We start from the raw sequence: 25,544 nt of genomic DNA, 5'->3' as shown, positions 1-25,544 counted from the left end.
AAAAAGTTACTGACAACTTTCTGTCAGTAACTTTTTTGGTTACAAATAAATACTTTTTTCGTATAGTAAGATATGTTGACAGCAATTGATGAAAATGGACAAGTAGTAAACTTATTAGAAATAGAAGTAAAAGAACTGACAGGAAAATATTTTTGTCCTTCTTGTAAATCAGAGTTATTTATAAAAAATGGTGAAATAAAGATGCCTCACTTTGCTCATAAATCTCTCAAAGCTTGCGACTTATGGCTTGAAAACGAATCTGAACAACATTTAGGATTAAAAAAAGCACTCTATCAATGGTTTAAAAAAACTGATAAGGTAGAAATTGAAGCTTATATTCCTGAATTTAAGCAGAGGCCAGATTTATTGGTAAATGATAAAATAGCTATTGAAATTCAATGTTCTCATCTTTCTATGAAACGTTTAAAAGAAAGGACAGAGAATTATCAAGTCCACGGTTTTACGGTACTTTGGCTTATGGGGCAAGATTTATGGTTAAAAGACCAAATAACAGAACTTCAAAAAAATCTAGTCTATTTTTCAGAAAATAGAGGTTTCTATTATTGGGAGTTAGATTTCAAAGCTCAGAAGATGAGATTAAAATCCCTGATTCATGAAGATTTGCGTGGAAAAATTATTTATTTACAAGAAGAAATTCCTTTTGGGGAAGGACGACTTATTGAGCAATTACGACTGCCTTTTTTATCACAAAAGTTACTGACAATACCACTTATTGTTGATCTTAAACTAGCAGAATTTATTCGTCGGCAACTTTATTATTGTTCACCAAAATGGTTGAAACTTCAGGAAAAATATTACCAAAGAGGTGAAAATTTGTTGAATTTGACTTTTGAACGTTCATTTATTGCTCCTTTGGGATTGAACTTACTTGAAGTTTTTGATGATAAAATTCCTTTACATAAATTTACTCAAATTAAGCATAATATTAATCTCTATTATGAAAACTTTTTAATAAATTTTCAGCAAAATAGCTTTAAGGAAGTCTATCCTCCCCGTTTCTATGCTATAATGAAAAAGCAGAAGAAGGATATGAATGAATGAAATTCTGCTAATAAGTTTTTAATGTGAATAAAAATTAATTTGAGTAAAAAGGAGTGATCTTCATGGCTAAGAACAGAAATGAAATTCCTGAAAAATTAACTTGGGATTTGACGACAATTTATAAAACAGATAAAGAATGGGAAGCAGAGCTAACTAGAATAAAAAGCGAACTTTCACTCGTTGAAGAGACAGACCCCGGTCATTTACTTGATTCAGCTGAAAGTCTTCTGATAATTACCGAAAAAATGTTATCCATTTCTCAACAAGTTGAAAAACTATATGTTTATGCTTCAATGAAAAATGACCAAGATACCAGAGAGGCTAAGTATCAGGAGTATCAGTCAAAAGCAACAGCCCTCTATGTGAAATTCGGAGAGGTCTATGCCTTCTATGAACCTGAGTTTTTGAAAATTTCAAAAGAAGTCTATAACAAATGGTTGGGGGAGCTTAAAAAATTAAAAAACTATGACCATATGTTTGAGCGCCTTTTTGCTAAAAAAGCTCATATTCTTAGTCAAAAAGAGGAAAAGTTATTAGCTGCGGCTGGTGAAATTTTTGAAAGTCCTTCAGAAACTTTTGAAATTTTTGATAATGCGGATATTAAGTTACCTATGGTCAAAAATGAATCTGATGAGATGATCCAACTCACGCATGGAAATTACTCTTCCTTAATGGAAAGTAAGAATAGGGGAGTACGAAAAGTAGCCTACAAAGCACTTTATAGTAATTATGAACAATATCAGCATACTTATGCAAAGACCTTACAGACTAATGTAAAAGTCCATAATCTTAATGCCCAAATCCGCTCTTATGATTCAGCCCGTCAAGCTGCTCTGGCTAATAATTTTGTTCCAGAAAAAGTTTACGATGTTTTGATGGAGGCCATTCATCAACATTTGCCACTTTTACATCGTTATATTGAACTACGCAAGAAAATTTTAGGAATTACTGATTTAAAGATGTATGATATCTATACTCCATTATCTAATTTAGATTATAAATTTAACTATGAAGATGGAGTGAAAAAAGCAGAAGAAGTTTTAGCGATATTTGGTAAAGAATATAAAGGAAAAGTTAAAGCAGCTTTTGAACAAAGATGGATTGATGTCGAAGAAAATATCGGAAAACGTTCGGGTGCTTATTCAGGTGGATCTTATGATACCAATGCTTTTATGCTTCTAAATTGGCAAGAAACGTTAGATGATCTTTTTACTTTAGTTCATGAAATGGGGCACTCAATGCATAGTGCTTTCACGCGTGAAAACCAACCATATGTTTATGGGGATTATCCAATCTTTTTAGCTGAAATTGCCTCAACTACAAATGAAAATATTTTAACTGAAACTTTATTAAAGGAAAGTAAAGATGATAAGGAGCGCTTCGCCCTTTTGAACCACTGGCTTGATAGTTTCCGTGGAACTGTTTTCCGTCAGAGTCAATTTGCCGAATTTGAACAAAAAATTCATGAAGCAGATGCTGCCGGCGAAGTTTTAACAAGTGAATACTTAAACTCACTTTATGGCGAAATAAATGAAAAATACTATAATTTAGCAGCCAAAGAAAATCCAGAAATTCAGTATGAATGGGCTAGAATTCCGCATTTTTATTATAATTTCTATGTTTTTCAATACGCAACAGGTTTTGCTGCGGCAACTTTCTTAGCTGAAAAAGTTGTTCATGGTTCAGATGAGGATCGTCAAAAATATCTTGAATATTTGAAGGCAGGTTCCTCAGCTTATCCTTTAGAAGTAATTGCCAAAGCTGGAGTTGATATGGAATCTACCGATTATTTAGATGCCGCCTTTGAGCTTTTTGAAAATCGATTGAGTGAATTAGAAAAATTAGTTGAAAAAGGAGTTCATCTTTAAAAATGGTTGAAACATATAAACGTACAAGTAACCCCATGATGAATCGACCAGTTGTCAAAACAGAATTAGTAGAATGGATGCGTTCAAGTCAAACACAAATAACCGGAGAACTTGCAGAAGTACTGAAATTTGCTAAAGAAAATAATATTCCAGTTATCCCACATGAGACAGTTATTTATTTTCAAATGTTGTTGAGTTTGTTGCAGCCAAAAAGAATTCTCGAAATCGGAACAGCAATTGGTTTTTCGGCTCTCATAATGGCTCAAGAGGTTCCAAATGCGGAGATTGTAACAATTGACCGTAATCCTGAAATGATTGAGTTAGCCAAAAAAAATCTGGGCAAGTATGACCATCGAAACCAAATTATTCTTAAAGAGGGTGATGCTGCAGATATTTTGAAAGAGTTATCGGGCTCATTTGATGTAATCTTTATGGACTCAGCTAAATCAAAATATATCGAATTCCTACCAATTGCTCTAGATCTACTATCTGAAAATGGAGTGATTTTAATGGATGATATTTTTCAAGGTGGAGAAATATTGACCCCAATTATGGAAATCAAAAGAAATCAGCGGGCGCTAGAGCGTGGCTTACGCAAGCTTTTTGATGAGGTCTTAGATAATCCGAAATATTTAACAAGTATTCTCCCACTTGGAGATGGCTTGTTGATGATAAAAAAAGCATAAATTAAACTTTTAGGTTGTCAATTCGCTGATTCATTTTTTGGTGTATTTAAAGCTTTATTTAATTTTTTATGATATAATTGCAACAAGTTAAAAATAAAAGGATGTTTTAGGACACATTAACTACAAACATCGAATCATGCGAAGGAGAATATCTTGAAATTCAAAAAACTCGGATTAGTTATGACTACTGTCTTTGCCGGAGCCGCATTGGTAACCTTATCTGGTTGCTCAAGTAGCGATTCAGCAAGCAAGGATATCATCACAATGAAAGGTGATACCATTCGCGTTTCTGATTTATACAAGGAAGCCAAACAATTTCCATCACAACCGACAAATACATTACTTCAAAATTTAACTTTTGACAAAATTTTTACTAAAGACTTTGGAAAAGAAGTAACCGATAAAGATGTCAGCAAAAAAGTTAAGTCAATTAAAGACCAATATGGTAGTCAATTTTCATCTGCTTTGCAACAACAAGGCTTGACTGAAGCAAGTTTCACACCATACATGCGTACACAAATGCTTGAACAAGCAGCGATTGACCATGAAATCAAAGAAACTCAATATACAGATGCTAATCTTAAAAAAGCTTGGGAATCTTACCATCCAGATGTAACAGCTTATGTTGTTTCTGAAACATCAAAAGATGCAGCAACAAAAGCGTTGGATGCCGCTAAAAAAGATGATGCTGGTAAAGCAAGCTTTGAAAAAACAAATGCTGAAAGCAAAGTAACATTTAATTCAACTTCAACAAGTGTTCCAACAGAAGTTCAAACAGCTGCTTTCAAATTGAAAAATGGCGAGTTTTCAGATGTCATTGAATCAACAAGTTCATCAACAGGTGCTACTTCTTACTATATTGTCGAAATGGTAAAAACATCTGAAAAAGGAACTGACATGAACAAGTACAAAAAGGAACTTCAAAATGTCATTAAAACTGAAAAAGAACAAGATACAACATTTGTGAGTGGAGTTATTGCTAAATACCTCAAAAAGAATAACGTAACTGTGAAAGAATCTGCATTTGCATCACTCTTCTCACAATTTACACAAACATCAAGTTCTTCATCATCTAAATAATTTAGATAATAAAAATTAACTTTAAAGAGAGCTCTAAATGGTGAGAATGAGCAAGTTAAAAAAAGTGCTTATAGCAGCGATAACTGCTTTAACAACCGAACTAAGATGATAGAAATTCTATCGTGAATAAGGGTGGTACCGCGGTATAACTGTATACGCCCCTTTGTTTACGGTAGGATTTTATTGTTTTATTGTGAAAAATTTAACAAAGTATATGAAATAAGTTTATTGTTAGACTTTAAACTTTATATAAAAGGAGAAAATAATGAAAACCATGACTTCCGCAGAAGTTCGCCAAATGTTCCTCGACTTTTTCAAATCAAAAGGTCACACTGTGGAACCTTCTCAAAGTCTTGTTCCTGTAAATGACCCAACTTTGCTTTGGATAAATTCAGGAGTAGCAACGCTGAAAAAATATTTTGATGGTTCAGTAGTGCCGGAAAATCCTAGATTGACTAATGCTCAAAAGGCTATCCGGACAAATGATATTGAGAATGTTGGTAAAACAGCACGTCACCATACTATGTTTGAAATGCTCGGTAACTTTTCAATTGGTGATTATTTCCGTAAAGAAGCGATTGCTTTTGCTTGGGAATTATTGACAAGTTCTGAATGGTTTGAATTCCCAGCAGAAAAACTTTACATCACTTATTACCCAGCTGATAAGGATACTTATAATCGTTGGGTTGAGGTTGGGGTAGACCCAACACATCTTGTGCCAATTGAAGATAACTTCTGGGAAATTGGTGCTGGTCCTTCTGGTCCAGATACAGAAATTTTCTTTGACCGTGGAGAAGTTTATGACCCAGAACATGTGGGCTTAAAATTGTTGGCGGAAGACATTGAAAATGACCGTTATATTGAAATCTGGAACATTGTTCTTTCACAATTTAATGCCGATCCATCAATCCCTCGTTCAGAATATCCTGAATTGCCACAAAAAAATATTGATACGGGAATGGGACTTGAACGAATGGTTTGCATTATTCAAGGCGGAAAAACAAACTTTGATACAGACTTATTCTTACCAATCATTCGTGAAATTGAAAAACTATCTGGAAAAACATATAGTCCAGACAGCGAAAATATGAGTTTCAAAGTGATTGCTGACCATATTCGCTCACTCTCATTTGCTATCGGTGATGGTGCTTTGCCAGGAAATGAAGGACGTGGTTATGTTTTACGTCGCTTACTTCGTCGCGCGGTTATGCATGGTAAAAAATTGGGAATTCAAGGGAAATTCTTGGCTTCACTCGTTCCGACTGTTGGGAAAATCATGCAATCCTATTATCCAGAAGTGCTTGAAAAAGAAGACTTCATCATGCAAATTATTGATCGTGAAGAAGAAACTTTCAACCGCACGATTGATGCGGGTCAAAAATTGATTGATGAACTTTTGGTAAATCTTAAAGCTGAAGGAAAAGATAGACTTGAAGGAGCAGATATTTTCCGCCTCTACGATACTTATGGTTTCCCTGTGGAATTGACAGAAGAATTGGCAGAAGATGAAGGATTCAAAATTGACCACGAAGGATTCAAAGTAGCCATGAAAGCTCAACAAGAGCGTGCACGTGCTGCTGTTGTCAAAGGTGGTTCAATGGGCGCTCAAAATGAAACATTGTCATCTATCGAAGTAGAATCAGAATTCCTTTATGAAGATAAGACTGCTCAAGGAAAATTACTTGTAGCTATTCAAGACGATGAAATTGTTGATGAAGTTTCTGGGAAAGCTCAACTTGTTTTTGATGTGACTCCTTTTTATGCTGAAATGGGTGGTCAAGTGGCTGACCATGGAGTAATTAAAGATGCAGAGGGTCAAGTTGTGGCTAATGTATTAGATGTACAACATGCGCCTCATGGCCAAAATCTTCATTCTGTTGAAACTCTTTCACCACTTAAAGTTGGTGAAAGCTATACTTTAGAGATTGACAAAGAACGCCGAGCTGCTGTTGTGAAAAATCATACAGCAACTCACTTACTCCATGCTGCTTTGCATAATATTGTTGGGAATCATGCACTACAAGCTGGTTCACTTAATGAGGTTGAATTCTTACGTTTTGACTTTACGCACTTTGCACAAGTGACTAAAGAAGAATTGGCTGAGATTGAACGTCAAGTTAATGAAGTAATTTGGCAATCATTAAAAGTTGAAACAGTTGAAACTGATATTGCTACAGCTAAAGAAATGGGTGCGATGGCCCTCTTTGGTGAGAAATATGGGAAAAACGTTCGCGTTGTAAAAATTGGTGACTACTCTATCGAACTTTGTGGTGGAACACATACACAAACAACTTCTGAAATTGGTTTATTCAAGATTGTTAAAGAAGAAGGAATTGGTTCTGGTGTTCGTCGGATTATTGCTGTAACAGGTCAAAAAGCTTATGAAGCCTTTAAAGATGCTGAAAATACTTTGAATGAAGTAGCAACAATGGTTAAAGCGCCGCAAACTTCACAAGTTTTAGCAAAAGTTACTAGCTTACAAGATGAGCTTAAAACAGCTCAAAAAGAAAATGATGCTTTGGCTGGAAAACTTGCAGCAAGTCAATCAGATGAAATTTTCAAAAATGTGCAAACAGCTGGTTCTCTCAACTTTATCGCCAGTGAAGTAACTGTTCCTGACGCTAATGGTTTGCGTAATTTGGCAGATATTTGGAAACAAAAAGAGCTTTCAGATGTTCTTGTTTTAGTTGCTAAAATTGGTGAAAAAGTAAGTCTTTTAGTGGCTTCTAAGTCATCAGATGTAAAAGCAGGTAATTTAGTTAAAGAATTAGCACCTTTTGTTGATGGTCGTGGTGGTGGAAAACCAGATATGGCCATGGCTGGTGGTTCAAAAGCAGCAGGAATTCCTGAACTTTTGGCCGCAGTTGCTGAAAAATTAGCCTAAGAAGATAAATATCGTAGATTTTCTACGATATTTATTATTTTCTGGATATGAGTCAGTAAATTTTTATGGTAAAATGATGAAAATACTTGAAAGAGATGCCTAAAATGAAGATTACAATTTTTGGAGATTCAATTACCAATGGTTTTGGAATGGATGAAGGGGGTTCGTCAAATATTATTGCAAGATTAATTGAGAAAAATGAGCCCAAGCTGAAAGTGGTACTTCATGGAATTAATGGAGATGATACTTATGGTGGACTTCTACGTCTAAAATACGTTCTAGAGGAAGAAGCGGACTTAAATTTTATTTTCTTTGGGGCAAATGATGCTTCGCCTTATCATTTGATTCGACCGGCAGAATTTCGCGAAAATTTATTAAAAATGATTTCGCAGTTGGGTGTAGAAAGAACGGTTTTAATTACTCCTCCTTTTTATAATGATGATGAACCGACACATTATAGTAAGCTTTCCGAGGTTGAACTTTTTAGAGAAGTCATATTAAATTTAGGCAAAGAAAAATCGCTTAAGGTGATTGATATTTTTCAGATAATGAAGAGGTCTGAAAATCCTAAAAATTTGTTGAGAGCTGATGGTTTACATTTTACATCAAGGGCTTATGAGTTGTTGGTCAGAGAGATTTTATCTGTCATTAAAAATCCTTAAATAAATGTTCATTTTGTGGTAAAATGAGGGCATGGTAAAAAATACAGAAGATAAGCCTTTAGCTCAGAACAAAAAGGCTCGGCATGATTATGAAATTTACGAAACTTTTGAAGCAGGAATTGTGCTGACAGGAACGGAGATTAAGTCTGTTCGTCAGGCAAAAATTCAATTAAAAGATGGATTTGCCAGAGTTCGTAATGGAGAAGTTTGGTTATCAAATGTTCATATTGCTCCTTTTGAGCAGGGCAATATTTTTAATGTTGAAGAATTGCGTACGCGAAAACTATTACTAAATAAAAAAGAAATTGCTAAGATTGATAAGGAATTATCAGGGACAGGAATTACTTTTATTCCTTTAAAAGTTTATTTGAAAAATGGCTTTGCTAAGGTTTTGATGGGGCTTGCCCGTGGTAAGAAAGATTACGATAAACGTGAAACGCTCAAACGTAAAGAACAAAATCGGGATATTGCAAGACAAATTAAAGCTTACAACCGTTAAAGAAATCACTGATAAATCTGTCAGTGATTTTTTTACTGACAGAATTGTCAGCTTGCTGATAATTCTTTTATTTACAGCGAAAATATGCCTTCTTTGTCATATTTTATTGACAGATTTACCGTCAGTAAAAAAGTTTTCAAGATAAAAATATCGTTTACAATCCATTTACCTTGTATTTACTAAGTGTTTACACCCAGTGCCTTCTTTCGATGATAGAATAGTTTTGTAAGCAAAAACGCTTAACAACTTATTTAGAAATTAATTGGAGAAACTTCTCATGAAAAAGAAAATTCTTGTTGGTCTTATTACTGCTGGTGCATTGTTAACTTTGGCAGCTTGTGGTTCATCAAACGGCTCATCATCTAGTAGCTCAAGTTCTTCTGACAAAGCTTTGTCAGGAAAAATTATTGCTGGAGGTTCAACTGCTCTTCAACCATTAGCACAACAATCGTCAACAGAATTTATGGCAAAAAATACTGGTGTTCAAGTGACTGTGCAAGGTGGTGGTTCTGGTGTTGGTTTGACACAAGTTGCAGCTGGTTCTTTCCAGATTGGGAACTCTGATATTTTTGCTGAAGAAAAATCAGGAATTGATGCTTCTGCAATTACTGACCATAAAGTAGCGGTTGTTGGTTTTGCACCGATTGTTAACGCAAAAATTGATGTTAAAAACTTAACTTCTCAACAATTGCAAGATGTCTTCACAGGTAAGGTGACAAACTGGAAAGATGTGGGCGGTTCAGACCAAAAAATTACGGTTATCGGACGGACTGAGGGTTCTGGAACTCGCGTAAACTTTGATAAATTCGCACTTGGTGGAGCAACAGAGGTTAAAGGCCCAACACAAGATGCTTCAGGTTCAGTTGTTCAAATGGTTGGTCAAACACCAGGAGCGATTTCATATGTGGCACTTTCTTATGTTGATACAAGTAAAGACATCAAAGATATTTCAATTGATGGTGTTGAGCCAACAGAAGCAAATGTTGTAACTAATGACTACAAAGTTTGGTCTTACGAACATATGTACACCAATACTAAGAAAGAAACTGCAGCAGATAAAGCTTTCATTAAATATGTGGCAGAAAACAACAAAGATATCAAAAAATTGGGATACATTCCAATCAGTGACATGAAAGTTGAACGTGACGCTGACGGAAATATCACTAAAAAATAATACTGACAGTAAGTCAATTTCAAAATAATTTAAGTCTGTCAGTAAATTTAACAATTAATAAATTAGTTTATAACCATAGGATTCAAAGCAATAAAAATTTTCTTCTTCATAAATTAAAATTTAAAAGTTTGACTCCTTTTTTATAAAAATTTTATCAGTGAACATAAACAGGATGAACTGATGAGAGACTATCTTTAAATTTTTCTTCATAATTCTTTCCCTAAAAGACAGGAAATTGCTCACTCTTTTTCAGAGTTGGGCATTTTCCCGTATTATTTACAAAACATTTACATAAGAACGCTATCATCAACCGCTCATTGATAGGCCATTATGGTATAATTAAGCTATGAAGAAGAAAATTTTTATTGCTTTGATGGCCAGTGTGAGTTTGTTTGCATTGGCAGCTTGTGGTTCTGGAAATAAACAGGTCACAGCAGGTGGCTCAACTGCCTTGCAACCCATGGTTGAACATGCTTCTATGGCATATATGAAGCAAAATCCTGATGAAATTATTATGGTTCAAGGTGGTGGTTCTGGTGTCGGATTGGCTCAAGTTGCGGCTGGTTCTTTCCAGATTGGGAATTCTGATATTTTCGCTGAAGAAAAATCAGGAATAGCAGTTGATAAAATTATTGACCATAAAGTTGCTGTCATTGGTTTCGCACCAATTATCAACAAAAAGTTAAAAGTTTCAAATTTGACTCAACAAGAACTGATTGATATTTTCACTGGTAAAATTACCAACTGGAAAGAAGTAGGAGGTCAAGACCAAAAAATTACGGTCATTGGTCGTACTGCTGGTTCAGGAACGCGAGTAAATTTTGATAAATATGCGTTGAATGGTGCCACAGAAGTGAATGGTCCAACCCAAGATGCTTCAGGTTCTGTTGTTCAATTAGTTGGGCAAACGCCAGGGGCTATTTCATATGTTGCTTTCAGTTACACCAATAAACCCGGTGTAAAGGCGGTTAATATTGACGGTGTTGCGCCAAATTATGACAATGTAAAAACTAATGCATGGAAAATTTGGTCATATGAGCATATGTACACCAATAAATCTCGTAAGAACACAATCGAAAATAAATTTATCGAATACGTTCAAAATGATAAAAAAACCCTAGAGCAGCTTGGTTATATCCGTGTTTCTGAAATGAAGGTTGACCGTGATGCTAAAGGAAATGTTGAAAAAATTAAATAATTACTGATGGAAATTAAACTTATCCTCCGTCAGTAAAAAAATTAGTCAAAATAAGTTTAATCAATAACTTCATTTGCATTAATCAGATAGATGCAAATTAACAAAAATAGTTAGGTCCCTATGGAAAATTCAAAAATCAAAGAAAAATTGCTTTCAAGCAATAAAAATTCAAGACTTGAAAAATTAGGTAAGAGTTTAACTTTCTTATGTATTGCCCTTATTGTCTTCGTTGTAGGTGCAATTCTTGTCTTTGTTGCTCAAAAAGGTCTGTCAACTTTCTATTCAGATGGTGTTAATCCTTTCCGTTTCCTTTTTGGAACAAATTGGTCACCGGGTAATCTTGGCCCTGACGGTAAACCTGCAGTTGGCGCATTGCCGATGTTTACGGGGTCATTGATTGTTACTGTACTTTCAGCCCTTGTTGCCACTCCATTTGCGATTGGTGCGGGAATTTATATGACAGAAATTTCACCAAAATATGGTAAGAAAATTTTGCAACCTGTCATTGAACTTCTTGTTGGTATTCCTTCAGTTGTTTATGGCTTCATTGGTTTGACTGTTGTTGTTCCAGCCATTCGTAATGTTTTTGGTGGAACTGGTTTGGGTCTCTTGTCAGGTGTGTTTGTGCTCTTTGTCATGATTTTACCAACTGTAACTTCAATGACTGTGGATGCTATGAAAGCTGTCCCTTCTTATTATAAAGAAGCGTCACTCGGACTTGGTGCAACGCGTTGGCAAACAATTTGGCGTGTTCTTCTAAGAGCAGCAACACCAGGAATTTTGACCGCTGTTATCTTTGGAATGGCGCGTGCTTTTGGTGAAGCTCTTGCTATTCAAATGGTGGTAGGTAATGCTGTAATGATGCCAAAAGATTTGATTTCACCAGCTTCAACCTTGACTTCAATCTTGACATCAGGAATTCCAAATGCAACACCTGGTATTCAATTGAATGCACTTTGGTCACTTGCCTTACTCCTTTTGATTATGTCACTCTTTTTCAACCTCGCAATGCGTGCTATTGCTAAGAAAGGAAGTCTTAAATAATGAACGCTAAACGCTCTGACAAGATTGCCACTGGTGTCCTTTACGTCCTTTCTGGCATCATTGTTCTTATCCTCGCTTTTTTACTGGCTTATATTTTAATTAAAGGTTTGCCAGTTATCTTTAAAGATCCTAAATTTATCATCACCGCGTCAAATCCATTGACAGGTGGTGGGATTGCAGTCCAACTTTTTAACTCTGTTTATCTTTTGATTGTCACTTTGATTATTTCTGTTCCTTTATCACTTGGCGCAGGAATTTATCTGTCTGAGTATGCGAATCAAAAACATTGGCTAACTGGTGTTGTTCGCTCAGCTATTGAAGTTTTATCTTCACTTCCTTCAATCGTTGTTGGACTTTTCGGGATGTTAATTTTCGTATTACAATTTGGTCTTGGTTTCTCAGTTCTATCAGGTGCCTTGGCACTGACTGTGTTCAACTTACCATTGATGACTCGGAATGTTGAAGAATCACTTCGAGCGATTCCAACTTCACAACGTGAAGGTGGTTTGGCACTCGGAATGTCACGTTGGGAAACGGCAACACAAGTCATTTTACCAGCTGCTGTGCCCGGAATCATTACTGGGGTTATCTTATCTTCAGGACGTGTTTTTGGTGAAGCTGCGGCTTTGATTTACACTGCTGGACAAACGAACTTACCAATTAACTGGGCAAACTGGAATCCAATGAGCTTGACTTCGCCACTCTCACTTTTCAGACCAGCTGAAACTTTGGCTGTTCATATCTGGGCACTTAATACCGAAGGAACGATTTCAACAGCACAACAAATTTCTGCAGGAGCTTCAGCAGTATTGATTATCTTTGTTCTCCTCTTTAACTTGGGGGCACGTTTCCTTGGAAATCGAATTCACAAGAAGTTAACATCTTCTAACTAAGAAAATCAAAGATTTTATAGAGAAAGAATAATTATGGCAACAACATATGACTGGTCTCAGCGCAAAATTATGGTGCCTGAGAAAGAAGAAATTGCATTATCAACAAATGATTTGCGTGTTTTCTATAACGGAACAAAAGAAGCAATCCATGGCGTGACAATGTCTTTTCCTAAAAATGAAATCACAGCACTTATTGGCCCTTCAGGTTCTGGTAAATCAACTTATTTACGTGCTTTGAATCGCATGAATGACACGATTGATGGTGCTCGGGTGACTGGCGAAATCAATTATGAAGGGGTCAATATTAACGAAAATAAAGTGAATGTTTTTGAAGTTCGTAAGCAAATTGGGATGGTTTTCCAAAGACCTAATCCATTTCCAAAATCAATTTATGAAAATATTGCCTTCATTCATCGTCGTGATGGCGTGAGAGACAGGAAAAAACTGGATGAGATTGTTGAAACTTCATTAAAGCAAGCTGCTTTGTGGGATCAAGTAAAAGATAATCTTAATCAATCCGCACTTGCCATGTCCGGTGGACAAGCACAGCGCTTATGTATTGCAAGAGCATTGTCAGTAAAACCAGAAATTATTTTGATGGATGAACCAGCGTCAGCTCTTGACCCAATTTCAACAATGCAAATTGAAGAAACAATGATGGAACTTAAAGAAAATTATACGATTATCATTGTGACTCACAATATGGCTCAGGCTTCTCGGGCCTCTGACAATACAGCTTTCTTCTATTCAGGAGATTTGATTGAGTATGATAAAACAAGCACAATTTTTACTCAACCTAGTTTGCAATCAACAGAAGATTATGTCTCTGGTCACTTTGGTTAAGAGAAAATAAAGTTTAAAATTACTGACGGAATTTTCGTTAGTAAAAAAACTACTGACGGATTCTTGATTTGTCGAAAAACTTGTCCGTCATAGGACAGTCGTTTGTACTTTAGTACATTACGAATGTGCTAGTAGTTCTATCAGTAACTTATAAAAAGGTAAAATATGGAAAAAGAAGCAGTTTTAACCGTCAGCGACTTATCGCTTTATTACAGCAAGAAAAAAGCGTTGAATACGATAAACATGACATTCTATAAGAATGAAATTACAGCGCTCATTGGTCCCTCAGGATGTGGAAAATCAACGCTTTTACGTTCAATCAATCGAATGAATGATTTGATTCCAACAGTAACAATTACTGGAGCCATTGATTATAAAGGTAAAAATATTTACAGTCCTAAAGTTGATACTGTGGATTTACGTAAAGAAATTGGCATGGTTTTCCAACAACCCAATCCTTTTCCATTTTCAATTTATGAAAATGTGGTTTATGGATTGCGTTTAAAAGGAGTGAAAGATAAGGCACTCCTAGATGAAGTGGTGGAAAATTCACTCAAAGCAGCAAATATTTGGGATGAAGTTAAGGATATTTTGCACAGTTCAGCACTTGGACTTTCAGGTGGGCAACAACAAAGGGTTTGTATTGCACGTGTCCTTGCTGTCAATCCCGAAATTATCCTAATGGACGAACCAACATCAGCCCTTGACCCAATTTCAGCGGCTCGTGTCGAAGAAACCATGCTTGAACTTAAAAAAGATTATACAATCGCGATTGTTACACATAGTATGCAACAAGCATCACGAATTTCAGATCGTACCGCCTTTATGTTAGACGGAAATCTGATTGAGTATAATGATACGAAAAGTATTTTCTTAAATCCAGAAAAACAAGAAACTTCTGATTATATTTCTGGTAAATTTGGATAAATTTTACTGACAGCCTTTGATGCTGACTTTAAAATGGAATGGACCGTCTAGCCAAAAGGCGAAGCGAGATATTTCATTAGCATTCATTAAAGAAAGCGAAATAGCGTTGATTTAAATGAATGTATCATAATAACATTACTATAAAAACAAAGAGGGGTAATTATGTTGCGTACACAATTTGAAGAAGATCTTAATAAACTTCATAATCAATTTTACTCAATGGGCACGCAAGTTTCTGCTCAATTGAATAAGGCCGTTCGTGCCTTTGTTAGCCATGATCGTGATTTGGCTGAACAAGTCATTGAAGGCGACCATGCCATTAATGACCAAGAAAAAAGTCTTGAAAATCAATCATTAGAAATGATTGCACTTCAACAACCGGTTTCTAGCGATTTAAGAACAATCATCACCGTTCTAAAAGCATCATCTGACCTTGAGAGAATGGGTGACCACGTTGCATCTATTGCTAAGGCAACCATTTCACTTAAAGGTGAAGAAAGAATTCACGTGGTTGAAGAAGATATTAGCTTACTCGGTGAAAAAGTTAAATCTATCGTTGATGCTTCACTCAATGCTTATATTCAAGGCAATGATAAACGGGCTCATGAAATTGCTGAACAACAATATGTCATCAAAAGTATGAGTCATGAAATTCAAGAAAAAATTCTTGACGGAATGAAAGAAAACTCTGAAACAGTAACAACAGGTAAAGAATACTTGTTGACACTGGTTTACTTAGAACGAATTACCGGTTATGCGGTCAATCTCTGTGAGTGGATTGTTTACTTGAATTCTGGAAACATTATTGAACTGTAAAATAAAAAGTTACTGACAAGAATTGCTGTCATAGGATAGTCGTTTGTACTTTAGTACATTACGAATATCCTGGCAGTTCTGTCAGTAACTTTTTTTATTGCTCATAATCAATTTCAATGACTTGGTGGGTCAGATATTTATTTTCAGCAAAGTCCATTTTGATGACATAGGGCATCTTTCCAGCTAAAGATTGAAAATCTTGAAACTGAAAGTCTGGTTGATAAAAATTTAAAATGGTAGAAAGAGAAGTACCATGTGTTCCGATTGCAACTTTTTGATTTTTAGAAGTTGTTAAAATCTGTTCAAGGGCTGAAATATTACGATTTTGAACTTCACGTAAGGATTCTCCGTCAGCAAATTTATAATCAAAATCATTCCATTGTCGCTTAGCAAAGGGCCAAAAATCAGCTATTTCATGGCCAACATTTCTTTCTCTAAAATCAGAAATGAGTTGAATTTCAAGATTTTTAGATTGAGCAAGAGGATTCAGGGTACGAACAGAACGTTGAAATGGACTGGAAAAAATTTGCTCGATTGATACATTTGCAAAAGCATCAGCCAAGATAAGTGCGCGTTTTTCACCCTCGGCAGTCAGTGGAACATCCATATCGTCATAGGCTGCATTATCTCTAAGAGAATGTCGAATAAAATAAACTTCAGTCATGTGACTCTCCTTTTTGATGTTCTAGCCTTCTAAGATTTCAATTCTTAAAGGCTGTGTGGAAATTTCTGCTTGCCCTCCCAGAGGAAAAGTAAAAATAGGTTGAGTATGTCCAAAATCGACATCATAGACGACTGGAATTGTTTTTAAGTGGGGATATTTATCTAAAATAAAGTGTAAAATTTCCTCAGTCATCCCCTCTTCCTTAGGAAAACGACCGATGATAAGCCCAGCAATATCTGGATAAATTTGCAGAAAATGAGCTAATTCTCGGTCCCAATCATAGAAATCTTCCTGCTCCGCATTTTCTAAAAAAGCAATTGGGTGACTGGATTTGACTTGAGCACTGGTTCCTGTCACAAGCATCAAGGTATTTAGATTTCCGCCAATAATTTCCCCTGTCGCTTTGCCATGGTTATATATTTTCCAAGCAGCAGGCAGAAGATGACGAGCTTGAGTGGGGTCATACCAAGCATCACTCGTGTAAAAATCGCTGGCATTTAAAGAATAATTTGACTGACCAGCGACTGCATTTTTCCAAGAATTAGTTTGAAAGTCTTGTAATTCATCCATTAAAAAGGCGATATAACCTGGACCATAGTAAGTGACCAAGCCAGTTTTAGCGAAAATCGCTTGGTGAAGAACAGTGATATCAGAAAATCCACAGAAAATTTTAGGATTATTTTTTACAATGTTCCAATCAATATAAGGAAGAAGTTCATTAGAGTTAAAGCCACCAATGGTACATAAAACAGCTTTAACATTAGGGTCTGAAAATGCTGCATGGAAATCTGAAAGTCGTGAATTAATCGAACTTGATTCAAGCAAATCATTTTCTAAAATATGCTGACCAAAAGTAACCTGATAACCAAGTGCTTCAAGACGAGCTTTTGCTTTTAATTTATCTTCAAATTTTCCAGTCCGAGTCAAAGAAGAACTAGGTGAAATCACACGGATTTCATCCCCCTCTTGTAATTTTTTAGGAAATATTTTATTCATTTATCAAAGCCCTCCGTCAGTAAATTGAACTAATTATAGCATTTACTGACAGCATTGTCATCAAAAATATTTAAAGATTTTAATTTAGGATTATATTTTGAAAGTTACTGACAGAAATTTCTGTCAGTAATATTAAACAAAAAAATCTACTAACAAGCCCAAAAAATTTCTGTCAGTAGATTTTTTAATTATTTAATTACTTCAAGTCCACCCATATAAGGACGAAGGACTTCAGGAACAGTGATTGAGCCATCTTCATTTTGATAATTTTCAAGAATAGCAGCCACAGTACGTCCAACAGCAAGTCCAGAACCATTCAAAGTGTGAAGGAGTTGAACTTTACCCTCTTCGTCACGATAACGAATTTGGGCACGACGGGCTTGGAAATCTTCACAGTTTGAACATGAAGAAATTTCACGGTAAGTATTTTGTGCAGGAATCCAAACTTCTAAATCATAAGTTTTAGCAGCAGAGAATCCCATGTCACCAGTTGACAAAGCCACGACACGGTATGCAAGACCCAATTTTTGCAGAATATTTTCAGCGTTTGCTGTCATTTTTTCAAGTTCATCATAAGATTGGTCAGGTTTAGCAAATTTAACCATTTCAACTTTATGGAATTGGTGCAAACGAATCAAACCACGAGTATCACGACCAGCAGAACCAGCTTCAGAACGGAAAGAAGGACTCATTGCTGTGAATTTGATTGGCAATTCTGCACCATCCAAAATTTCCCCACGATAGTAGTTAGTCAAAGGAACTTCAGCAGTTGGAATTAAAACAAAACCACGGTCATCTTTCAATTCAAAAGTGTCTTCTTTAAATTTAGGATATTGACCCGTTCCAAACATTGACTCTTGATTAACCATATAAGGAGTAATCATTTCAGTATAACCTTCTTTACCGTGCTCATCAAGCATGAAGTTATAAAGTGCACGTTCAAGTCTTGCGCCAGCACCTTTGTAAAAAAGGAAGCGTGAACCAGTGACTTTACCACCACGTTCCCAATCCAAAATTCCTAAATCTTCACCCAAATCCCAGTGAGCTTTAGGTTCAAAATTGAAAGTTGGAGTTTGACCAACACGACGAACCTCAACATTATCATCTTCATCAGCACCAATTGGTGTACTTTCGTGAGGAAGATTTGGCAACATGATAATGATTTCATTCAAGTTTTCTTCGATTTCAGCAAGTTCAGCATCAATGGCTTTGATTTCAGCAGAAACTTTTTGCATTGCAGCAATTTGTGCGCTGGCATCGCCTTTTGCACGTTTTACTTGAGAAATTTCATCAGAAACGCTATTACGTTCAGCTTTCAAAGCCTCAGATTTTACAATGAGTTCACGACGTTTAATGTCTAAGTCATGAAGTTTTTCAAGTTTCTCTTTTTCAACACCACGAGTGGCTAATTTTGCAGCAACACCGTCAAAATCAGCACGAATTTTTTTAATATCAAGCATAAGCTCTCCTTTATTTTTATATAAAACTTACTGACAAGAATATTTTAGAAAAAGTTCTGTCAGTAGAAAAAAAGCGCCCAAATTCAAAAAGAATTAGGGCGCGGTAATCGCACGGTTCCACCTAAATTATCTATTTATTTACTGACGAAAACTGATATTCAAGCTGTCAGTAAAAATAGAACTCAAGTCGCTTGTAACGTAAGCAGACGTTCTCATTTTCATGAGAAAATTAACAGAAGTAGAAAGTCATTATTTCATTTTACTTGTTTTCAGCACCACAAGCTCTCTAAAAAAATTTAATAAGACCCATTTCTAGATTTATTTTACCATTTTGTGAATTACTTTGTCAAAAATTTTTAAAATCATCATTTTAAAATCAATCATTACTTTTTGAAAGCGCGACGGAAAGGGTCAAGCAAACTAGGTGCTCTGACAATATTTTCTTTACCCACATATTCAGCAACTTTTTTCAAAATAGATCCGGAATCCTTAGAAGAAAATCGTACCTTAGCTTGAGTGTCTAAAATCAAAGAAAACTGCTGACCAAGTTTTCCACTGATTGAAACATCAACTTCGGCGCTTTTAATACTTGACCAAGTAAAGAAAATATTTTGTCCTCGGCGTGGATTTTTATATTCAAATTCAAAACCAGCATCACCCAAGATAATTTTTCCATTTTCAACCACACCTAAATAGGCTGTTCCTTTTGTTTCATAAAAAATTTCAGAATTATTAGTTGCCAAAATCGCCCTCATTTCGTTTATACCTGTATTATAACATATCTATATTATATCAAGAACTAAAGAAGATAATAAAAATAGGCCCAACGAGGGATATGGTTTAAAGAATAAATATAAAAATGTTATCATTAGATTATAAGAAAAAACTAATAAAGGAGGTAAAATGACTTTAATCGGAGTAAAAATTGATAGACTATTTCTCAGAGATCTATTCATACTACTAGTTGGTGTAGGCCTTTATATTCTCTCTATTCAACTTTTTGTCGTTCCTAACGCTATGGCTAGCAATGGAATCGCAGGATTTTCAGTATTTATTCACTTTGTTTTCGGAATGAATCCAGCTTTGACTTTTTTTGCAGTCAATATTCCACTCTTTCTTTTGAGTTGGAAACTACTTGAGCAGCGGGAATTGTTACTGACCATTCCTGGAGCGCTGGCCATGAGCGGATGGATGATGATTTATGAAGCCATAGGAATTACTGGCTTTCAAATGGACTCATTGATTACTGTGGGAATTATAGACGGAATCCTCTCAGGAATTGGTGCAGGTTTAGTTGTTCTATCACAAGGAACATTTGGAGGCTCTATTCTACTTGCGCGACTTTTTGAAAACAAGTGGAAAGTGCAAATAGATAAAACGCTCTTTGGTATTGATATTGTAGTTATGCTATTAGCAGTCGTGACTTATCTTGCCCTTCCAAATTTTTTTGTCACACTCTTATCTTGTTACATCTTCAGTAAAGTCACACGTTTCATCGGACGACCCTCATACCGCCAACAAATTTTACAAAAAGTTGGATTAATAAAAAATGAGTCAAGCTGTTCTTGCACAACTAATGAATGTTCTTGCTCTAACTAACAAAAAAAATCCCAGATTGGGATTTTTATTTTTTCTTCTTTCTCTTAAAAGCATTTTTAAAAGTTCCGAGGAAACTAGGGGATTTAACCACTTTATCGTTTCCTAAATAATGACGAATCCATTTTAAAACAGTTCCTGAGTTTTTCGATGAGAATCGAACCTTAGAGCCATTTTGTAAAACGATTGAAAATTGTCGACCAACTTTTACCTCACCTTTGAGGGATTTTGAAACATCACCCTCAACACGAGCCACTGCCGTCCAAGGAAAAGTCATATTTTTTTCAACATTTCGGTCATTATAAAACTCAAAAGCAACATCACCAATCAGAATTTTTCCATATTCAGCAAAACCTAAATAAGCAATTCCTTCTGTTGAATAATCAGCCTTAGTATTTAGTGATTGAGCCACAGATTCTCTCCATTTCCTAGATTAATAATCTAAAAACTATTATACCATAAAAACGCTTTACTTGCCTTAAATACTTCAATTTATTAGAGAAAAATAAAATAAAAAAACCAATCCAAAGATTGATTTTTTTATACCAAATCGATTACATGATTTGAGCCCAACGACCGAGGATACCCACGACGAAGAGACCAAAGATAATAACGATTGGAGAAACTTTTTTCTTAAGCAACCACATGCAAAGGAATGTGATAAGCAAACCAGCAAGACCAGGAATCAATTGATTCAAGTTATCTTGAAGATAAGTTACTTTTGTAGGATCAAGAGAAAGTTTGTTACCAACTTGACCAAGAATATCATGAAGTTGTGTACCAGATACAGAACCTTTAGGGAATTCTACATAAGCACCTTTTTGTAAAGGAATTTTTGAAACAACAGCGTTAGGACCATTAAAGTTAATTGTTACCCAACGTTGAATCAATACACCAAGGACGAACATACCAAGGATAGATGCACCTTTAGTAACAGTTTGGAGAAGTCCTCCACCAAGGTCTTTAGTGATTGCAGAACCTGATTTATAACCAAATTCTTGAGTGTACCACAAGAAAGCGATACGGATAGCGTTCCACACGATAAAGAAGAAGAGTGGAGCGATAATTGATCCACCAGTAGCCAATGAAGCTGCAATCGCACCAACGATAGGACGTACTGTAAACCAGAAGACAGGGTCACCGATACCGGCAAGAGGACCCATCATACCAACTTTAACCCCTTGAATAGCGGCATCATCGATATCAGCACCGTTAGCACGTTCTTCTTCAAGGGCAAGAGTTACACCGATGATAGGAGCGGCAACGTATGGGTGAGTATTAAAGAATTCCAAGTGACGTTTCAAAGCTTCTTTAGCTTCTTCGCCAGAAGGGTAGAGTTTTTTCAATGCTGGGATGAGCGAGTAAGCCCAACCACCATTTTGCATACGTTCGTAGTTCCAAGAACCTTGGAGGAACATTGAACGCCACATAACGCTACGACGGATTTTCTTATCAAGAGTTACTTTATTTTCAGACATTTTTTAGATCCTCCTTTCTTAGTAGTCGTTCAAGATGTCGCCAATTGGGTCACCTGATGAAGATGCAGTACCATTTCCAGAACCACCAGAAGCTTGGAGGTTAAGGTAAACGATAGCAATAACAACACCGAGGACACCAGTTGCAATCAATGTTAATTCAGAGATTGGTGCGAGAGCGAAACCAAGGAAGAAGAATGGCCATACTTCACGAGTAGCCATAAGGTTGATAACCATTGCATAACCAACGGCAACAACCATCCCACCACCGACAGCAAGACCGCCAGAGATAACTGGAGGAATAGCAGCAAGAGCTTTTTGGATAGCATCTGGTGAGATAACCAAAAGAAGTCCAGCAGGGATAGCAATACGCAAACCTTGACAGATAAGCGCGATGAAGTGCCACATTTCAACACCTGAGTATGAACCATTTTCAGCAGCACGGTCAGCTTGGTGAACGAGCACAACTGAAAGCATACGTACAAGAGTAGTCAATACAAGACCAGCAGTTGCAAGCAAGATAGCAGCAGGAACGATAGTACCCATGATGTGAGTCAAGTCAAAGTTATTTGATTGAACCATCAAGATAGATGATGCGACAGAGGCAAGGGCAGCATCGGGTGCGACAGCGGCACCAACGTTAGCCCAACCAAGAGCGATCAATTGAAGTGAACCACCGAGGATAATCCCTGCAGAAGCATGACCGGTAACAATACCGATGAGCGAGCAGGCGATAATTGGTTGGTGGAATTGCCATTGGTCAAGGATACCTTCAAGACCAGCAAGGAAGGCAACAACAATGACCAAGATTACAGATAAAACACCGTATTCCATGTTTTTTATATCTCCTTAATTATTTGGCTGCCTAATATTCAATTTTAGTAATCAGAATATCAGACGAGCATATTCTGATTATTGTACGTCAGCTTTGTTAATCAAACCAAAGAGGTCAGATTTAGAGTCAGCTGGAACTTTACGTACGTCGAATTTAACTCCGAGGTCACGCAATTTTTCAAAAGTAGCAACGTCATCTTTGTCCATAGAAAGAACTTTGTTGAGCATTGTTTTACCAGTTGAGTGAGCCATAGAACCAACGTTCAATGTTTCAATTGGTACGCCACCTTCGATTGTTGCAAGAGCGTCTTGTGGAGTTTCGAAAAGAAGAAGGGCTTTAGTGTCACCAAAACGTGGGTCTTTAGCAACTTCAATCATTTTCTTAATTGGTATAACATTAGCTTTTACACCAGTTGGAGCCGCTTGTTCAATGAGTTTCTTACGAAGTTCATCTTTAGAAACGGTGTCAGAAACGACGATGATGCGGTTTGCTCTTGAGTCTGGAGTCCAAGCAGTTGCAACTTGTCCGTGAAGCAAACGTGAGTCAATACGAGCGAGGTTAATTTTAATTTTACCATCACCGATGACTGTTCCTTCAGGAATCGCACCTTGAACAGCAGCCGGAGCAGCTGCAACAGCAGTTTCTTCAGCAGGTTGAAGTTCTTCAGGTAGTACTTTAATACCGCCTTTGGCTTCTTTCATAATATTTGCTACGACTTTATCCACCCCGGCAGACGCATCCATCATGCGTTCTGTGTAGGCTTGGATAAGCATAGGCAGGTTGAGGCCTGTGATGATAGCAATCTTGCGCTCTGGATTTTCACCCATCACTGCACTTGCTTGATTAAATGGAGAACCGCTCCATAAGTCAGCAAGGACAAGTACTTCATCTTCAGCATCAAATGTTGCGATGGCAGCTTCGATTTTAGCATGCAAATCAGTTGGTCCTTCGCTAGGCATAAAAGTAACAACTTGTACTTTTTCTTGCTCTCCGAAAATCATAGAACCAGATTGTTTGATGCCTGCGGCGAATTCACCATGGCTCGCAATAACAATTCCGATACTCAATGTGAGTAACCTCCTATATAAGATTATAATAAAAATTATTACTTAGTTATTATACTACTTCAAATCAATATTTGCAAATGTTTTCATAAAAATATTACACTTGTTTTTTAAGGAATGGAAACCCTTTATAAATAATTTGTATAGATAGCTTTATAAAGCGTTTTTTGGGTCGTAAATAAAAAAAGATTATCAAAGTAAGATAAATCTTTTTGAAAAGTAACAGGAATCGAAAAACTTATGGTAGAATAGTAGTTGATAAAATAATACACTAATCTCTCTCGATTTTAAGTGCTCCTGTAGGACAGGATTTTATAGCTAAAAGAAGTGAATTATCATCGGAAAATTCTTTTTGAACTTCCTCCGTATCATAAAATTTGACGATTCCATTATCGTGATAATCAAAAACTTCTGGCGCATGGAGATTACATAAACCACATGCGATACATTTATCGGGAATTATTTTTATCTTCATATAGGAAATGATAATAAAAAAATAGTAAAATTGAAAGGAAAAGGTCGTGTCAACAAAAGAACCCTGGAATAATGAAATTTATCGTGCGATGAAAGAAGAATCGACTGAAATGAAAAGACATGATAGAGGTAGAGATGAAAGTAAACGTCCGTTAACGACGCGTTTTTTGACTTTTCTCGTTATCCTCATGTTTATTCTTGTTGGGCTAGCTATTGGATTTATTTTATGGAATAACCAAGTACGAAATACAGCTAGTATCGCAAAAAGTTTTCATCAATCTTCATCAGTAGCTAAAACCGAAGAATCAACCAGTCAAGCCGTGGCCTCTTCCTCAACAGAAGCGACTCCACCTGCTAGTAGCAGCACAGTTGCCTCATCATCTAGCAGTAGCGTTGAGTCTGGAACAACTTATACAATTGCTACCGGAGATTATCCAAGTACGATTGCAGCTAAGACAGGAATTCCTTGGGCAACGATTGCTAGTTTGAATGGAATTACAGCTGATGGATATAACGCTGATGGATCAGCTATTCATGCTGGACAAGTTTTAAAATTAAAATAAAAAATCACTGACAGACCTTTTTACATAATTCTGTCAGTAAAAATTGAACTAAAATAGGAAATAAGGTAAATAAAGAGATTCTATGAAAAAGATTCAAATTGCAATTGACGGTCCAGCGTCAAGTGGAAAATCAACAGTTGCTAAAATTATTGCACGAAATCTTGACTTAATTTATTTGGACACGGGCGCTATGTATCGAGTAGCTACTTTTGTTGCCTTGCAAAAGGAAACAGATGATGCAAAAGAAATCATTGAATTTATTGAAAAAAATCCAATTTCTTTTATGAATGGTCAAAAAGGTCAAGAAGTTTTAATGGGATCAGAGAATGTTACAGAAGTGATTAGAACAAATGAAGTTACAAATACTGTTTCTAAAATCTCAGCTATGACCGAAATTCGTGAATTCATGGTTGCAGAACAACAAAGAATTGCTAAAAATGGTGGAATTATCATGGATGGACGTGATATTGGAACAGTTGTTTTACCGAAGGCAGATTTGAAAATTTTCCTTGTTGCTTCAGTTGATGAACGAGCTGAAAGACGTTATAAAGAAAATCTGTCTAAAGGAATTCCAACCGATCTTGAGCGTTTGAAAATTGAAATTTCGGAAAGAGACCGCAAAGATAGTACACGAGCAATTTCTCCTTTGAAACAAGCAGAAGATGCGATATTACTTGATAGTACTGGAAAAACAATTAATGAAATTGTTCAATTTATTGAAGACAAAGCTAAAGAACTCATGTAAATGAGTTCTTTTTAATTATTAGATAGTCTAAAGATT

Annotated in this window: 26 protein-coding genes; 17 read left to right on the top strand and 9 right to left on the bottom strand. The window is 36.1% G+C overall.

Translation table 11 applies throughout. The annotated features are described in order from the left end of the window. Positions 1 to 72: 72 nt before the first annotated feature. From IAE51_RS09160 to phoU, 14 genes are all read left to right on the top strand, one after another. On the top strand, positions 73 to 1,062 hold the full coding sequence (locus tag IAE51_RS09160) for a competence protein CoiA (protein ID WP_143459577.1): 990 nt from the start codon (positions 73 to 75) through the stop codon (positions 1,060 to 1,062). Between the two features lie 62 nt (positions 1,063 to 1,124). Continuing rightward, positions 1,125 to 2,930: an oligoendopeptidase F gene (gene pepF / locus IAE51_RS09155; protein WP_200095213.1), complete on the top strand. Its 1,806-nt coding sequence runs from the start codon at positions 1,125 to 1,127 to the stop codon at positions 2,928 to 2,930. 2 nt (positions 2,931 to 2,932) lie between these two features. Next, on the top strand, positions 2,933 to 3,616 hold the full coding sequence (locus tag IAE51_RS09150; protein WP_033899351.1) for an O-methyltransferase: 684 nt from the start codon (positions 2,933 to 2,935) through the stop codon (positions 3,614 to 3,616). A gap of 153 nt (positions 3,617 to 3,769) precedes the next feature. Continuing rightward, positions 3,770 to 4,696: a peptidyl-prolyl cis-trans isomerase gene (locus IAE51_RS09145; RefSeq protein ID WP_010906107.1), complete on the top strand. Its 927-nt coding sequence runs from the start codon at positions 3,770 to 3,772 to the stop codon at positions 4,694 to 4,696. Between the two features lie 265 nt (positions 4,697 to 4,961). Then, on the top strand, positions 4,962 to 7,580 hold the full coding sequence (gene alaS / locus IAE51_RS09140) for an alanine--tRNA ligase (protein WP_058213017.1): 2,619 nt from the start codon (positions 4,962 to 4,964) through the stop codon (positions 7,578 to 7,580). A gap of 104 nt (positions 7,581 to 7,684) precedes the next feature. Continuing rightward, positions 7,685 to 8,242, top strand: a complete 558-nt coding sequence (locus tag IAE51_RS09135) for an SGNH/GDSL hydrolase family protein (protein ID WP_023189734.1) — start codon at positions 7,685 to 7,687, stop codon at positions 8,240 to 8,242. A gap of 31 nt (positions 8,243 to 8,273) precedes the next feature. Beyond that, positions 8,274 to 8,741 (top strand): SsrA-binding protein SmpB, encoded by a 468-nt coding sequence (smpB, locus tag IAE51_RS09130; RefSeq protein ID WP_003130878.1) that lies wholly within the window; start codon positions 8,274 to 8,276, stop codon positions 8,739 to 8,741. Between the two features lie 277 nt (positions 8,742 to 9,018). Next, positions 9,019 to 9,915, top strand: a complete 897-nt coding sequence (locus IAE51_RS09125; protein ID WP_003130880.1) for a phosphate ABC transporter substrate-binding protein — start codon at positions 9,019 to 9,021, stop codon at positions 9,913 to 9,915. A 346-nt stretch (positions 9,916 to 10,261) separates the two neighbouring features. Further along, positions 10,262 to 11,113, top strand: a complete 852-nt coding sequence (locus IAE51_RS09120) for a phosphate ABC transporter substrate-binding protein (protein ID WP_033899359.1) — start codon at positions 10,262 to 10,264, stop codon at positions 11,111 to 11,113. A gap of 120 nt (positions 11,114 to 11,233) precedes the next feature. Continuing rightward, complete coding sequence (gene pstC, locus IAE51_RS09115; protein ID WP_021722156.1) at positions 11,234 to 12,157, top strand: phosphate ABC transporter permease subunit PstC; 924 nt, start codon at positions 11,234 to 11,236, stop codon at positions 12,155 to 12,157. Beyond that, a complete protein-coding gene (pstA, locus tag IAE51_RS09110) occupies positions 12,157 to 13,050 on the top strand; it encodes a phosphate ABC transporter permease PstA (protein WP_003130884.1) in 894 nt (297 codons plus the stop codon). The genes pstC and pstA overlap by 1 nt, the downstream gene beginning before the upstream one ends. Positions 13,051 to 13,083: 33 nt before the next feature. After that, entirely contained in the window at positions 13,084 to 13,893 is an 810-nt protein-coding gene (gene pstB / locus IAE51_RS09105; RefSeq protein ID WP_003130885.1) for a phosphate ABC transporter ATP-binding protein PstB, read from the top strand. Positions 13,894 to 14,058: 165 nt separating this feature from the next. Beyond that, the gene (pstB, locus tag IAE51_RS09100; protein ID WP_003130886.1) at positions 14,059 to 14,820 is read left to right on the top strand and encodes a phosphate ABC transporter ATP-binding protein PstB; all 762 of its coding nucleotides are present in this window, start codon (positions 14,059 to 14,061) and stop codon (positions 14,818 to 14,820) included. Between the two features lie 162 nt (positions 14,821 to 14,982). Beyond that, positions 14,983 to 15,636 carry a phosphate signaling complex protein PhoU gene (gene phoU / locus IAE51_RS09095; RefSeq protein ID WP_003130887.1) on the top strand — a complete coding sequence of 218 codons (654 nt, stop codon included), beginning with the start codon at positions 14,983 to 14,985 and terminating at the stop codon, positions 15,634 to 15,636. A 94-nt stretch (positions 15,637 to 15,730) separates the two neighbouring features. Here phoU and IAE51_RS09090 read toward each other — a convergent pair whose 3' ends face one another. The 4 genes from IAE51_RS09090 to IAE51_RS09075 all read right to left on the bottom strand — a co-directional run bounded on the left by IAE51_RS09090 (position 15,731) and on the right by IAE51_RS09075 (position 19,511). Next, on the bottom strand, positions 15,731 to 16,300 hold the full coding sequence (locus IAE51_RS09090) for a histidine phosphatase family protein (protein WP_058211651.1): 570 nt from the start codon (positions 16,298 to 16,300) through the stop codon (positions 15,731 to 15,733). A gap of 21 nt (positions 16,301 to 16,321) precedes the next feature. Next, positions 16,322 to 17,296, bottom strand: a complete 975-nt coding sequence (locus tag IAE51_RS09085) for a S66 peptidase family protein (protein ID WP_033899360.1) — start codon at positions 17,294 to 17,296, stop codon at positions 16,322 to 16,324. A gap of 188 nt (positions 17,297 to 17,484) precedes the next feature. Then, a complete protein-coding gene (gene serS, locus IAE51_RS09080) occupies positions 17,485 to 18,756 on the bottom strand; it encodes a serine--tRNA ligase (RefSeq protein ID WP_003130891.1) in 1,272 nt (423 codons plus the stop codon). A gap of 383 nt (positions 18,757 to 19,139) precedes the next feature. Then, positions 19,140 to 19,511 (bottom strand): DUF956 family protein, encoded by a 372-nt coding sequence (locus IAE51_RS09075; protein ID WP_033899361.1) that lies wholly within the window; start codon positions 19,509 to 19,511, stop codon positions 19,140 to 19,142. A 148-nt stretch (positions 19,512 to 19,659) separates the two neighbouring features. Between IAE51_RS09075 and IAE51_RS09070 the strand changes: the two genes are divergently transcribed. Further along, positions 19,660 to 20,355, top strand: a complete 696-nt coding sequence (locus IAE51_RS09070; RefSeq protein ID WP_023189726.1) for a YitT family protein — start codon at positions 19,660 to 19,662, stop codon at positions 20,353 to 20,355. A 25-nt stretch (positions 20,356 to 20,380) separates the two neighbouring features. On the opposite strand, the gene IAE51_RS09065 is transcribed toward IAE51_RS09070, so the two are convergent. The 5 genes from IAE51_RS09065 to IAE51_RS09045 all read right to left on the bottom strand — a co-directional run bounded on the left by IAE51_RS09065 (position 20,381) and on the right by IAE51_RS09045 (position 24,201). Next, the gene (locus IAE51_RS09065) at positions 20,381 to 20,764 is read right to left on the bottom strand and encodes a DUF956 family protein (protein ID WP_003130895.1); all 384 of its coding nucleotides are present in this window, start codon (positions 20,762 to 20,764) and stop codon (positions 20,381 to 20,383) included. A 142-nt stretch (positions 20,765 to 20,906) separates the two neighbouring features. Continuing rightward, positions 20,907 to 21,830: a PTS system mannose/fructose/sorbose family transporter subunit IID gene (locus tag IAE51_RS09060; protein ID WP_015426887.1), complete on the bottom strand. Its 924-nt coding sequence runs from the start codon at positions 21,828 to 21,830 to the stop codon at positions 20,907 to 20,909. A gap of 18 nt (positions 21,831 to 21,848) precedes the next feature. After that, complete coding sequence (locus IAE51_RS09055; RefSeq protein ID WP_015426886.1) at positions 21,849 to 22,661, bottom strand: PTS mannose/fructose/sorbose transporter subunit IIC; 813 nt, start codon at positions 22,659 to 22,661, stop codon at positions 21,849 to 21,851. Between the two features lie 78 nt (positions 22,662 to 22,739). Further along, positions 22,740 to 23,729 carry a PTS sugar transporter subunit IIB gene (locus IAE51_RS09050; protein ID WP_003130898.1) on the bottom strand — a complete coding sequence of 330 codons (990 nt, stop codon included), beginning with the start codon at positions 23,727 to 23,729 and terminating at the stop codon, positions 22,740 to 22,742. Between the two features lie 268 nt (positions 23,730 to 23,997). Then, complete coding sequence (locus IAE51_RS09045) at positions 23,998 to 24,201, bottom strand: ferredoxin (RefSeq protein ID WP_010906103.1); 204 nt, start codon at positions 24,199 to 24,201, stop codon at positions 23,998 to 24,000. A 46-nt stretch (positions 24,202 to 24,247) separates the two neighbouring features. On the opposite strand from IAE51_RS09045, the gene IAE51_RS09040 reads away from it, so the two are divergent. Then, entirely contained in the window at positions 24,248 to 24,763 is a 516-nt protein-coding gene (locus IAE51_RS09040; RefSeq protein ID WP_023164429.1) for an SAG1386/EF1546 family surface-associated protein, read from the top strand. An 82-nt stretch (positions 24,764 to 24,845) separates the two neighbouring features. Further along, positions 24,846 to 25,508: a (d)CMP kinase gene (gene cmk / locus IAE51_RS09035; RefSeq protein ID WP_003130902.1), complete on the top strand. Its 663-nt coding sequence runs from the start codon at positions 24,846 to 24,848 to the stop codon at positions 25,506 to 25,508. Positions 25,509 to 25,544 lie beyond the last annotated feature (36 nt).

This window comes from Lactococcus sp. S64, from assembly GCF_016516525.1.
Classification (GTDB): Bacteria; Bacillota; Bacilli; order Lactobacillales; family Streptococcaceae; genus Lactococcus; species Lactococcus lactis.
Note: the sequence above shows the minus strand (reverse complement) of the source record. Positions and strands in the feature narration are given on the sequence as shown.

Excerpts from the sequence above, each read along its gene's own strand:
- IAE51_RS09160 (WP_143459577.1), top strand. The coding sequence starts at position 73 with ATGTTGACAGCAATTGATGAAAATGGACAAGTAGTAAACTTATTAGAA.
- pepF (WP_200095213.1), top strand. The coding sequence starts at position 1,125 with ATGGCTAAGAACAGAAATGAAATTCCTGAAAAATTAACTTGGGATTTG.
- IAE51_RS09150 (WP_033899351.1), top strand. The coding sequence starts at position 2,933 with ATGGTTGAAACATATAAACGTACAAGTAACCCCATGATGAATCGACCA.
- alaS (WP_058213017.1), top strand. The coding sequence starts at position 4,962 with ATGAAAACCATGACTTCCGCAGAAGTTCGCCAAATGTTCCTCGACTTT.
- IAE51_RS09135 (WP_023189734.1), top strand. The coding sequence starts at position 7,685 with ATGAAGATTACAATTTTTGGAGATTCAATTACCAATGGTTTTGGAATG.
- smpB (WP_003130878.1), top strand. The coding sequence starts at position 8,274 with ATGGTAAAAAATACAGAAGATAAGCCTTTAGCTCAGAACAAAAAGGCT.
- IAE51_RS09125 (WP_003130880.1), top strand. The coding sequence starts at position 9,019 with ATGAAAAAGAAAATTCTTGTTGGTCTTATTACTGCTGGTGCATTGTTA.
- IAE51_RS09120 (WP_033899359.1), top strand. The coding sequence starts at position 10,262 with ATGAAGAAGAAAATTTTTATTGCTTTGATGGCCAGTGTGAGTTTGTTT.
- pstC (WP_021722156.1), top strand. The coding sequence starts at position 11,234 with ATGGAAAATTCAAAAATCAAAGAAAAATTGCTTTCAAGCAATAAAAAT.
- pstA (WP_003130884.1), top strand. The coding sequence starts at position 12,157 with ATGAACGCTAAACGCTCTGACAAGATTGCCACTGGTGTCCTTTACGTC.
- pstB (WP_003130885.1), top strand. The coding sequence starts at position 13,084 with ATGGCAACAACATATGACTGGTCTCAGCGCAAAATTATGGTGCCTGAG.
- pstB (WP_003130886.1), top strand. The coding sequence starts at position 14,059 with ATGGAAAAAGAAGCAGTTTTAACCGTCAGCGACTTATCGCTTTATTAC.
- phoU (WP_003130887.1), top strand. The coding sequence starts at position 14,983 with ATGTTGCGTACACAATTTGAAGAAGATCTTAATAAACTTCATAATCAA.
- IAE51_RS09090 (WP_058211651.1), bottom strand. The coding sequence starts at position 16,300 with ATGACTGAAGTTTATTTTATTCGACATTCTCTTAGAGATAATGCAGCC.
- IAE51_RS09085 (WP_033899360.1), bottom strand. The coding sequence starts at position 17,296 with ATGAATAAAATATTTCCTAAAAAATTACAAGAGGGGGATGAAATCCGT.
- serS (WP_003130891.1), bottom strand. The coding sequence starts at position 18,756 with ATGCTTGATATTAAAAAAATTCGTGCTGATTTTGACGGTGTTGCTGCA.
- IAE51_RS09075 (WP_033899361.1), bottom strand. The coding sequence starts at position 19,511 with ATGAGGGCGATTTTGGCAACTAATAATTCTGAAATTTTTTATGAAACA.
- IAE51_RS09070 (WP_023189726.1), top strand. The coding sequence starts at position 19,660 with ATGACTTTAATCGGAGTAAAAATTGATAGACTATTTCTCAGAGATCTA.
- IAE51_RS09060 (WP_015426887.1), bottom strand. The coding sequence starts at position 21,830 with ATGTCTGAAAATAAAGTAACTCTTGATAAGAAAATCCGTCGTAGCGTT.
- IAE51_RS09055 (WP_015426886.1), bottom strand. The coding sequence starts at position 22,661 with ATGGAATACGGTGTTTTATCTGTAATCTTGGTCATTGTTGTTGCCTTC.
- IAE51_RS09045 (WP_010906103.1), bottom strand. The coding sequence starts at position 24,201 with ATGAAGATAAAAATAATTCCCGATAAATGTATCGCATGTGGTTTATGT.
- cmk (WP_003130902.1), top strand. The coding sequence starts at position 24,846 with ATGAAAAAGATTCAAATTGCAATTGACGGTCCAGCGTCAAGTGGAAAA.